Source organism: Geothrix sp. PMB-07, assembly GCF_030758935.1.
GTDB lineage: Bacteria > Acidobacteriota > Holophagae > Holophagales > Holophagaceae > Geothrix.
The window spans coordinates 1,419,967-1,430,807 of the sequence record NZ_CP132333.1 but is presented as its reverse complement, the minus strand read 5'-3'; the positions used below and the strand labels follow the sequence as shown (position 1 = coordinate 1,430,807).

3 protein-coding genes, 2 tRNA genes and 3 rRNA genes are annotated in these 10,841 nt (G+C 58.2%); 1 reads left to right on the top strand and 7 read right to left on the bottom strand.

The genetic code is table 11. The features are described from left to right. Positions 1 to 46 precede the first annotated feature (46 nt). The 6 genes from ppdK to Q9293_RS06250 all read right to left on the bottom strand — a co-directional run bounded on the left by ppdK (position 47) and on the right by Q9293_RS06250 (position 8,175). Positions 47 to 2,761: a pyruvate, phosphate dikinase gene (gene ppdK / locus Q9293_RS06275; RefSeq protein WP_372342178.1), complete on the bottom strand. Its 2,715-nt coding sequence runs from the start codon at positions 2,759 to 2,761 to the stop codon at positions 47 to 49. A gap of 117 nt (positions 2,762 to 2,878) precedes the next feature. After that, positions 2,879 to 2,994 (bottom strand): 5S ribosomal RNA (gene rrf / locus Q9293_RS06270). 82 nt (positions 2,995 to 3,076) lie between these two features. Continuing rightward, a 23S ribosomal RNA gene (locus Q9293_RS06265) occupies positions 3,077 to 6,013 on the bottom strand. Between the two features lie 300 nt (positions 6,014 to 6,313). Continuing rightward, a tRNA-Ile gene (locus tag Q9293_RS06260) sits at positions 6,314 to 6,391 on the bottom strand. 56 nt (positions 6,392 to 6,447) lie between these two features. Next, a tRNA-Ala gene (locus tag Q9293_RS06255) sits at positions 6,448 to 6,523 on the bottom strand. A 112-nt stretch (positions 6,524 to 6,635) separates the two neighbouring features. Further along, a 16S ribosomal RNA gene (locus Q9293_RS06250) occupies positions 6,636 to 8,175 on the bottom strand. Together the 16S, 23S and 5S rRNA genes with 2 tRNA genes alongside form the textbook arrangement of a ribosomal RNA operon. Before the next feature lie 423 nt (positions 8,176 to 8,598). Between Q9293_RS06250 and trmFO the strand changes: the two genes are divergently transcribed. Beyond that, positions 8,599 to 9,936 carry a methylenetetrahydrofolate--tRNA-(uracil(54)-C(5))-methyltransferase (FADH(2)-oxidizing) TrmFO gene (gene trmFO, locus Q9293_RS06245; protein WP_306251125.1) on the top strand — a complete coding sequence of 446 codons (1,338 nt, stop codon included), beginning with the start codon at positions 8,599 to 8,601 and terminating at the stop codon, positions 9,934 to 9,936. Here the strand turns inward: trmFO and Q9293_RS06240 are convergent. After that, positions 9,933 to 10,838 (bottom strand): flagellin, encoded by a 906-nt coding sequence (locus Q9293_RS06240; protein WP_306251123.1) that lies wholly within the window; start codon positions 10,836 to 10,838, stop codon positions 9,933 to 9,935. The two genes, trmFO and Q9293_RS06240, sit on opposite strands and share 4 nt — an antisense overlap. Between the last annotated feature and the right edge of the window lie 3 nt (positions 10,839 to 10,841).

Below are 10,841 nucleotides of genomic sequence, written 5' to 3'. Positions count from 1 at the left end.
AAGGCCGCGCGGTGCGCGGCCTTAACAGGATAACTGATTCAGGGATCTAGGAGAGGGCCGCCTGGGCTGCGGCCAGGGTGGCGATGGGCACCCGGTAGGGGCTGCAGCTGACGTAGTTCAGGCCCACCCCGTGGAAGAACACCACGCTGCGGGGGTCGCCGCCGTGCTCGCCGCAGACACCCAGCTTGATGCCGGGTCGGCTGGCCCGGCCCTTGTCGCAGGCGATGCGCACCAACTCCCCGATGCCCTCCTGGTCCAGGCTCTGGAAGGGATCATCCTCCAGAATCTTCTTGCCCACGTACTCGGGCAGGAAGGTGCCCGCGTCGTCCCGGCTGAAGCCGAAACCCATCTGCGTGAGGTCGTTGGTGCCAAAGCTGAAGAATTCGGCCTCCTGGGCGATCTTATCGGCGGTGATGGCCGCCCGGGGAATCTCGATCATGGTGCCAATGGGGCAGGCGAACTGGGTGCCCCGCTCCTTGTTCACCTGGGCGATCTCATCAAGCATCTCATTCTTGGTGTAGGCGAGCTCGCGCACGGTGCCGATGAGGGGGACCATGATCTCCGGCAGAGCCTTGACGCCCTTCGCGGCCACATTGAGCGCAGCCTCGGTGATGGCCCGCACCTGCATTCGGATGATCTCAGGGAAGGTGATGCCGAGACGGCAACCCCGGTGCCCCATCATGGGATTGAACTCGTGCAGCTGGGCCACACGACGCTCGACCGTGCCCAGATCCACACCCAGGACCTCGGCCATCTCGCGCTGACCGGGCTCATCCTGCGGCAGGAATTCGTGCAACGGAGGATCCAGCAAGCGGATGTTCACGGGCAGGCCATTCATGGCCGTGAAGATGCCTTCAAAATCCTCGCGCTGCATGGGCAGGAGCTTGGCCAGAGCCTTCTTGCGGCCCTCGATGTCCGAAGCGAGGATCATCTCGCGGACGGCGATGATGCGGTCGCCCTCGAAGAACATGTGCTCGGTGCGGCAGAGGCCGATGCCCTCGGCGCCAAAGGCGCGAGCCACGGCCGCATCATGGGGCGTGTCTGCGTTGGTGCGTACCTTCATGCGCTTGGCCTTGTGACTCCAGGCCATGATCTTCGCGAAGCGCTGGTAGAGTTCGCTCTCGTCCGCCTTCAGCCTTCCGTCCACCAGCACCTGATTGACCTCGGAAGGATGGGCACTCAGCTTGCCGATGAACACCTCTCCCGTGGAGCCATCCATGGAGATCCAATCCTGGCCAGCCTTCAACTCGTGCTCACCCACCTTCACGAGGCCGCGGGCCAGGTCGATCTGCACGGCGGAGGCACCGCAGACGCAGGGTTTGCCCATGCCTCGGGCCACCACAGCGGCGTGGCTGGTCATGCCACCGCGGGCCGTGAGAATGCCCTGGGAAGCCACCATGCCCGAGATGTCCTCGGGGCTGGTCTCCACGCGCACCAGCACCACTGGACCTTCTTCGGCCATCTTCTCGGCCTGCTCCGCTGTGAGGGCAATGCGCCCGGTGGCGGCGCCTGGGCCCGCATTCAGGCCCTTGGTCAGCAGCTTGCCTTCCTTCCGCAGACGGTCCTTTTCTCTGGGGTCGAAAACCGGGGCCAGCAGCTGAGAAAGGCTGTCCGCATCGATGCGCTTCAGGGCGGTGCCGCTGTCGATGAGGCCCTCATCCACCAGGTCGATGGCGATGCGGATGCCGGCCATGGCGGTGCGCTTGCCGTTGCGGGTCTGCAGCAGGTAGAGCTTGCCACGCTCGATGGTGAACTCGATGTCCTGCATGTCCTTGAAGTGCTGTTCCAACCTTTGGCAGGTGGCATCCAGCTCTTTGAATGAAGTGGGCATGGCCTCTTCGAGGCTCTTCAGGCCAGTGCCCGCGGCCTGTGATCGGGTGATGGGCTGGGGCGTGCGGATGCCCGCCACCACGTCCTCGCCCTGGGCATTGATCAGGTATTCGCCGTAGAACAGCCGCTCCCCCGTGGCGGGATCGCGGGTGAAGGCCACGCCAGTGCCGCAGTCATCCCCCATGTTGCCGAAGACCATGCTCTGCACGTTGACGCCTGTGCCCCAGTCATCGGGAATGCGATTCAGTCGCCGGTAGGTGATGGCGCGCCCTGTGTTCCAGCTTTCGAACACCGCACGGATGGCGCCCCACAGCTGCTCCATGGGGTCCTGCGGGAAGGCGTGGCCCGTTTCCTCGTGAACGATGTCCTTGAAGGCGGCCACCATGCCCCGCCAATCTTCCGCCGTGAGTTCGGTATCCTCGTGCTTGCCGAGCCGTTCCTTGGCGCGCTCCAGTTCCGCCTCGAAAAGGGCGTGCTCCACGTTCAGCACCACGTTGCTGTACATCGTGATGAAGCGTCGGTAGGAATCCCAGGCGAACCGCGGGTTGCCGCTGGCGCGCTCCAACGCCGCGACCGTCTGATCGTTCAGGCCCAGGTTGAGAACGGTATCCATCATGCCAGGCATGGACACGCGCGCACCCGAGCGCACCGAGAGCAGGAGCGGGTTTTCGGTGGAACCGAAGCCGCAACCCCGCACCCCTTCAAGCCACTTCAGGGCCTCCAGCACTTCCGTCTTGAGCCCTTCGGCAAGCTGACGGTCGTTGGTGTAATAAGCGCCACACTGTTCGGTGGTGAGCGTGAATCCAGGTGGAACGGGAATGCCAAGCCCCGCCATTTCGGCAAGATTACAGCCCTTTCCACCGAGGAGATTGCGCATGGAAGCGCTCCCCTCATTACGGTTCCCACCAAAGGTGTAAACACCTTTACCCATTGTTATCCTCCACGCGGAACCATCAGTGTATCCGGCGTGGGGCCTAAAATCCCTGTAGATACGGGGAACGGGTACGCAAAAACGGGCCACCCGGTGAGGGGTGACCCGTTCGATTTAACGTCGCAGCGACCTACTTTTCCACGCATGTGATGCGCAGTATCATCGGCCCTCCAAGTCTTAACTGCCGTGTTCGGGATGGGAACGGGTGTGACACTTGGGGAAAAGCCACGACGAAGGCTTAGAAAGAGTGAGAAGGGATTTAGCGAGGCGCCTTTTGGCGCGTTCGTGGGTATTAAGTATGTAATTGATTGATGAAAGGTCAAGTCTGTGGACCGATTAGTATCGCTCAGCTTAAGCCGTTACCGGCCTTACACATGCGACCTATCAACGTGGTGGTCTTCCACGGGTCTCATAGGGAGATCTCATCTTGAGGGGTGTTTCGCGCTTAGATGCTTTCAGCGCTTCTCACTTCCCGACATAGCTACCCAGCATTGCACCTGGAGGCACAACTGGAACACCAGAGGTCAGTCCATCCCGGTCCTCTCGTACTAAGGACAGGTCCTCTCAAATCTCCTGCGCCCACACTAGATAGGGACCGAACTGTCTCGCGACGTTCTGAACCCAACTCACGTACCACTATTGATCGGCGAACAGCCGAACCCTTGGGACCTGCTTCAGCCCCAGGATGTGATGAGTCGACATCGAGGTGCCAAACCTTGCCGTCGATATGAACTCTTGGGCAAGATCAGCCTGTTATCCCCGGCGTACCTTTTATCCGTTGAGCGATGGCCCTTCCATTCGGGACCACCGGATCACTATAACCTGCTTTCGCACCTGCTCGTCGTGTCTGACTCGCAGTCAAGCTCCCTTATACTATTGCGCTCTGCGGCTGATTTCCAAACAGCCTGAGGGAACCTTCGTACGCCTCCGTTACGCTTTAGGAGGCGACCGCCCCAGTCAAACTACCCGCCTGACATTGTCTTCCACCCGGATCACGGGTGCGAGTTAGAGATCAGCGTTAAACAGGGTGGTATCTCAAGGGTGACTCCACCGACCCTAACGAGCCAGTTTCATAGTCTCCCACCTATCCTGCACAGTCCAACGCCAACCTCAATGTCAAGGTGTAGTAAAGGTGCACGGGGTCTTTCCGTCTAAGTGCGGGTAACCGGCATCTTCACCGGTGCTACAAGTTCGCTGAGTCTCTGCTGGAGACAGTTTCCAGATCGTTACGCCATTCGTGCAGGTCGGAACTTACCCGACAAGGAATTTCGCTACCTTAGGACCGTTATAGTTACGGCCGCCGTTCACCGGGGCTTAAATTCGCAGCTTCGCTTGCGCTGACCGCTCCTCTTGACCTTCCGGCACCGGGCAGGCGTCAGCCCCTATACCTCCTCTTTGGAGTTTGCAGAGACCTGTGTTTTTGTTAAACAGTCGCCTGGAACATTTATGTGCCACCACCTCGGGCTATGAACCCTACCGTGGTACCCCTTCTCCCGAAGTTACGGGGTTAATTTGCCGAGTTCCTTCAGCAGAGTTCTCTCAAACGCCTGAGGATTCTCTCCTCGACTACCTGTGTCGGTTTGCGGTACGGACACAAGCACCTCTCCTTAGCAGCTTTTCTCGGCAGTGTAGGATCAGGACTTTTCGTCAGAAACCTTGAGCTCATGGCACCCGGACTTCCCTAAGCGCCACCCTTGGATCCTTTCGCAGAACATTCCATAGCTCTGCGTCCCTACCTTCCTGCGTCCCTGCATCGTACAAACGAGATGCTCATGGTGCTGGAATATTAACCAGCCTTCCATCGCTTACGCCTTTCGGCCTCAGCTTAGGGTCCGACTAACCCAACGCGGATTGACCTTGCGTTGGAAACCTTAGTCTTACGGCGGACGGGGTTCTCGCCCGTCTTTACGCTACTTATGCCGACAGAGTCTCTTCCCATGTCTCCAGCTGTCCTTACGGTCAACCTTCACAGACGTAGGGAATGCTCCCCTACCACTTACGTTCGCAGCTTCGGTAACATGCTTTAGCCCCGTTGAATTGTCGGCACAGACCCGCTTGACCAGTGAGCTATTACGCTTTCTTTAAAGGATAGCTGCTTCTAAGCTAACCTCCTGGCTGTCTAAGCACATCCACATCCTTTTCCACTTAGCATGTATTTTGGGACCTTAGCTGGCGATCTGGGTTCTTTCCCTCTCGACTACGGATCTTATCACCCGCAGTCTGACTGCCGGACTTCACGGCGTGCCATTCGAAGATTGGTTGGATTCAGTAAGCTGGTAAGCCCCCTAGTCCATTCAGGTCTCTACCTGCACGACGAAACATCCGACGCTAGCCCTAAAGCTATTTCGGAGAGAACGAGCTATCACGGAATTTGATTGGCCTTTCACCCCTATCCTCAACTCATCCAAGCGGTTTTCAACCCACACTGGTTCGGACCTCCATCCGGTGTCACCCGGACTTCATCCTGGTCAAGGATAGATCATCCCGTTTCGCGTCTATTTCCAGCGACTGGTCGCCCTATTCAGACTCGGTTTCCCTACGGCTTCGCCTCATCGGCTTCGCCTCGCCACTGAAAATAACTAGCCGGCTCATTATGCAAAAGGCACGCGGTTCCCCTGGTAAACCATAGGGGTTCCACTGCTTGTAGATTGACGGTTTCAGGTTCTATTTCACTCCCCTCATCGGGGTTCTTTTCGCCTTTCCCTCACGGTACTGGTTCACTATCGGTCAGATGAACATATTTAGCCTTACCGCATGGTCGCGGCAAATTCTGTCAAGGTTTCTCGTGCCCCGACATACTTGGGAACACCACTCAGAGTCCTCGTAGCTTTCGCATAAGGGGCTATCACCCTGTATCGCCGGCCTTTCCATGCCGTTCCGCTAACTAGAGGTTTTGTAACTCTGTGCCAGGGGGCAGCCCTGACCTGTAGGTCCCACGACCCCCCATACGCAACGCCTGCCGCTTACACGTATGAGGTTTGGGCTCTTCCGGTTTCGCTCGCCGCTACTACCGGAATCACTGTTGTTTTCTGTTCCTGTGGGTACTGAGATGGTTCACTTCCCCACGTTCGCTTCTCAAAGCCTATGAATTCAGCTGAGAGATAACTGAGCTTTCACCCAGTTGGGTTTCCCCATTCGGACATTCCCGGATCACCGTTCGCGTGCAACTCCCCGAGACTTTTCGCAGCTTACCACGTCCTTCATCGCTGTCATCTGCCAAGGCATCCACCGTCAACCCTTTGTAACTTGGCCTTCCATCAATGAATTACATTGACTTCAGACCCACGAGAGTATTTTCGCTAAAACTTGCCTCGCTAATCCCACAACGTCACTTCAACGCTGTGGATACCCTTCTCTATTCCTTCTATTTAAATGTCAAACAACTCTGCCTTTCGGCAACCGACCCTTGAGTCAGTCTTGAGCTGGATTCAAATCCCTCGGGACTTCAACTCAACTCAAGCATTCGTCGTGATGCCTCGCATCCTGCACGGCCCCCTTCGGGCGACAATCGACTTTGTCGATTCCGTCCTATTTCGCATTCCTGCGAAATGGTGGTGGGCCTAGGTGGATTCGAACCACCGACCTCACGCTTATCAGGCGTGCGCTCTAACCAGACTGAGCTATAGGCCCTTGTGCTTGGTGCACTCAGGAGCGCTATAGGCCCCCGTTGTGCAACCTGAAGGCGCTGGTGGACCCGACCGGGATCGAACCGACGACCTCCTGGATGCAAACCAGGCGCTCTCCCAGCTGAGCTACGGGCCCAATCTGGACGCCCAAACACGCTCGTCAAACATCACGAGCGTCTTTAAAAACCGGATAGAAATTCGATCGGAAGCGTTGACCTATCGTCACTCCTAAAAGTGACTCTCCTTAGAAAGGAGGTGATCCAGCCACAGGTTCTCCTACAGCTACCTTGTTACGACTTCACCCCAATCACCAAGTTCACCATTGAGACCTAGCCCCCTTGCGGGTTACCACAGCCTCTTCAAGTGCTCCCGGCTTTCGTGATGTGACGGGCGGTGTGTACAAGGCCCGGGAACGTATTCACCGTATCATTCTGATACACGATTACTAGCGATTCCACCTTCATGTAGTCGAGTTGCAGACTACAATCCGAACTGAGGACGACTTTCTCCGATTAGCTCCATCTCGCGACTTTGCAACGGTTTGTATCGCCCATTGTAGCACGTGTGTAGCCCTGGACATAAGGGCCATGAGGACTTGACATCATCCCCACCTTCCTCCCGGTTAACCCGGGCAGTCCCCGTAGAGTTCCCGCCATGACGCGCTGGCAACTACGGGTAAGGGTTGCGCTCGTTGCGGGACTTAACCCAACATCTCACGACACGAGCTGACGACAGCCATGCAGCACCTCTGCAGCAGTTCTTGCGAAAAGGCACATCTCTGCACCGGTCCACTGCAGTTCAAGCCCAGGTAAGGTTCTTCGCGTTGCGTCGAATTAAACCACATGCTCCACCGCTTGTGCGGGCCCCCGTCAATTCCTTTGAGTTTCAGCCTTGCGACCGTACTCCCCAGGCGGAACACTTAACGCGTTAGCTCCGGCACGGAAGGGGTCAACTCCCTCCACACCAAGTGTTCATCGTTTACAGCGTGGACTACCAGGGTATCTAATCCTGTTTGCTACCCACACTTTCGCGCCTCAGCGTCAGTTACTGTCCAGGTGGCCGCCTTCGCCACTGGTGTTCCTCCTCATCTCTACGCATTTCACCGCTACACGAGGAATTCCACCACCCTCTCCAGTACTCTAGCCTTCCAGTCTCAGATGCAGTTCCCAAGTTAAGCTCGGGGATTACACATCTGACTTAAAAAACCGCCTACGCGCCCTTTACGCCCAATAATTCCGAATAACGCTTGCCCCCTCTGTATTACCGCGGCTGCTGGCACAGAGTTAGCCGGGGCTTCCTCTCCAGGTACCGTCAAGCTAAAGGGTTATTAACCCCCTAACCTTCGTCCCTGACGACAGGGTTTTACAGTCCGAAGACCTTCATCACCCACGCGGCGTTGCTGCGTCAGACTTTCGTCCATTGCGCAAAATTCCCCACTGCTGCCTCCCGTAGGAGTCTGGACCGTGTCTCAGTTCCAGTGTGGCCGATCACCCTCTCAGGCCGGCTACTGATCGTCGCCTTGGTGGGCCATTACCCCGCCAACTAGCTAATCAGACGCAGGATCCTCTCCTTGCCCCAGGCCTTGCGGTCCCCAGGTTTCACCGTAGACATCCCAGTCCACGGTCTCATGCGGTATTACCACTCCTTTCGGAGCGTTATTCCCCACAAAGAGGTAGATTCCCTACGCGTTACTCACCCGTCTGCCATGCACCTTGCGGCACATCCGACTTGCATGTGTTAGGCACGCCGCCAGCGTTCATTCTGAGCCAGGATCAAACTCTCAAGTTTCATTCTGAACTCTTGCTCCTCAGGGCTCTCACCCCTTGGATAAATGTTCTGGTCGAAAAATTGTTCTGAATTCCGTGCGACATCCTTAGACGCCCCACAGAACCCTCAAAGGCTTCCTATCTTCTATCCGGTTTTCAAAGACGCCCCTGTGCCTCAACACAGTCCACTTCAGCAACTTGGCTTCCCGTGGCACCTCGCAGCCTCAACTGCGCAGGACATTTAGACTAACACCCACATCCCAAAGTGCAAGAGAAAATTTACGCAGTACTGCGCCGGGCCTGCATCCACCCAGAGAAAGGCACTGAAAACCAAGGCTTTCTGCTGCAACAAGCGGGGGCAGGATTCTATGGCGCATCCGCCTCCAAGCCAACAACTGCCGCCCCATCCGCCTTGCCGATAGGATAGGCCCCTCATGGAGGCTGCGTGATCCACATCATCGGAGCAGGACTGGCTGGCTCTGAAGCCGCATGGCAGTTGGCCAATCGCGGGCACCAGGTGCTTCTCACAGAGATGCGTCCGCTCTGCCACACGGCAGCCCATACGACAGATCAGGCCGCCGAGATGGTGTGCTCCAACTCGTTCAAGAGCGATGATCCCAACTCGGCCACGGGCATCCTGAAAGCAGAGATGCAGCGCATGGATTCACTGATCCTGCGCTGCGCGGAAGACACCCGCGTCCCCGCTGGCAACAGCCTCGCCGTGGACCGCGTGGCCTTTTCTTCGGCCGTCACGCAGGCCCTGAGGACGCATCCAAACATTCGCTGGGAGACAGCGCACGCCACCGATCCCGATCTGAATCACCCGACCATCCTCGCGACTGGACCTCTCACCAGCGAACCGTTGACCGCCTGGCTCTCGGCGATCACGGGTTGCGGGCAACTGCATTTCTACGATGCCATCGCCCCCATCGTTGATCGCGACAGCATTGACATGGATATCGCATGGATGGCCGCGCGCTACGACAAGGGCGGCCCCGACTTCATCAACTGCCCGCTGAACAAGAGCCAATACGAAACCTTCCTCGATGCTCTCTTGGCAGCGGAGCGCGCGCCTCTGCATGATTTGGACACCCCCTACTTCGAGGCCTGTCTGCCCATCGAAGTCATGGCCGACCGCGGACGGGAAACGCTTCGCCATGGCCCCATGAAACCCGTTGGGCTGGACGACCCCCGCACCGGCCACTGGCCTCACGCGGTGGTCCAACTGCGCCAGGACACGCTGGCCGGTGAGCACTTCAACCTCGTGGGCTTCCAGACCCGCCTCAAGTGGGGCGCCCAGAAGGAAGTCTTCAGGTTCATTCCCGGTCTGGCACAGGCCGAGTTCGCGCGGTTCGGAAGCATCCACCGGAACACCTACCTCCAGGCGCCGCAGGTTCTAGATTCGACACTGCATGTCAAATCTGTTCCCAACCTCTGGGTGGCCGGCCAGCTCTCCGGTGTGGAGGGCTACCTTGAATCCGCCGCGGGTGGTCTGGCAGCGGCCTTCGCCGTGAATCGTGCGGCAAGAAACCTACCGGCTCTTCCCTTCCCCAAGGAAACGGTGTTGGGAAGCCTCCTCCACTACCTGGCGCACGCGTCCACCAAGGATTTCGGCCCCACCAACGCCATGCTTGGCCTGCTTCCACCCCTGCCAGACGGGGAAATCGATATCCGAGGGCTGAAGCGATCCGGAGGCCTGCGAGCAGTCAAGGCGGCCAAGGGCGCAGCCCACCGCCAACGGGCGCTGGCCAGCCTGGAAGCCCACCTGAGGGAATCGAACTAGGCGAGGTAATCGAACAGGTTTGTCTTGTTGACTTTCGCCAGCACGCTGAGGCTGGCGGACTGGATGACTTGGTCGCTCGCATACTCGGTGGCAGCCTGGGGATAGTCCGTATCCTGTTGCGTGTTCTGCAATCCTTGCAGGGAGACATTGAATCCCGACAGGGTGTCCTTGAGGGCGAGCAGCTGCGACTGTTTGCCACCCAGATCCACCTGAGCCTTGGTGAGGCTGTCGAGGCAGGCCGTCAGGTTGGTTGTGGCCGTGGCGGTGAGCGCGGCGTTATTGGTGGCCAATCCATCCCGGAGATCGGTAACGACTTTGAAGATGTCAGTGCTTGAGCCCTGGCCTCCTGATCCGAAAAACACCGAATCACCGGGGAGATTGGTCGCCACCACCGTGGTGTTGGTTACGTTGAGACTGATGGATCCCGCATTCCCCCAATAGTTGATGGGGCCGGCCGGAGGTGCTGCATCCTCGAAGGGAAGTGGATGCGCAGCGGTACCCTGAGTGGCCGTTCCAGCGAACAGGAACTTCCCCTGGCCCTTGGTATTCGCCAAATCAATGAGCGCGGTACGGATGGAATCCACTTCAGACGAAGCCGCACTTCCACCCTCCGCCGCCAGCTCCCCCAGCCGCTGCACCCGTTCGATGGCTGCTGCCACCACATCCTCAGACATGGACAGGTAGCCAAGAGCCGAATCCGCCTGCTTGATGAACTGGGTATTCGCATCGATGGAATTGCCTAGGCTGAGAACAGCCGCGGAGGCGGTGGGGTCATCCCCCGGGCCCGTCAGGCGATTGCCCGTGGAGATCCGCGTCTGGTTCAGCGCGAGCCGCTCCTTGGTGCGTTGAAGGGCCAGAAGCGATTGCTGGGTTTGGTTGGTACTCGGTGTGCGAAGGGCCATGGT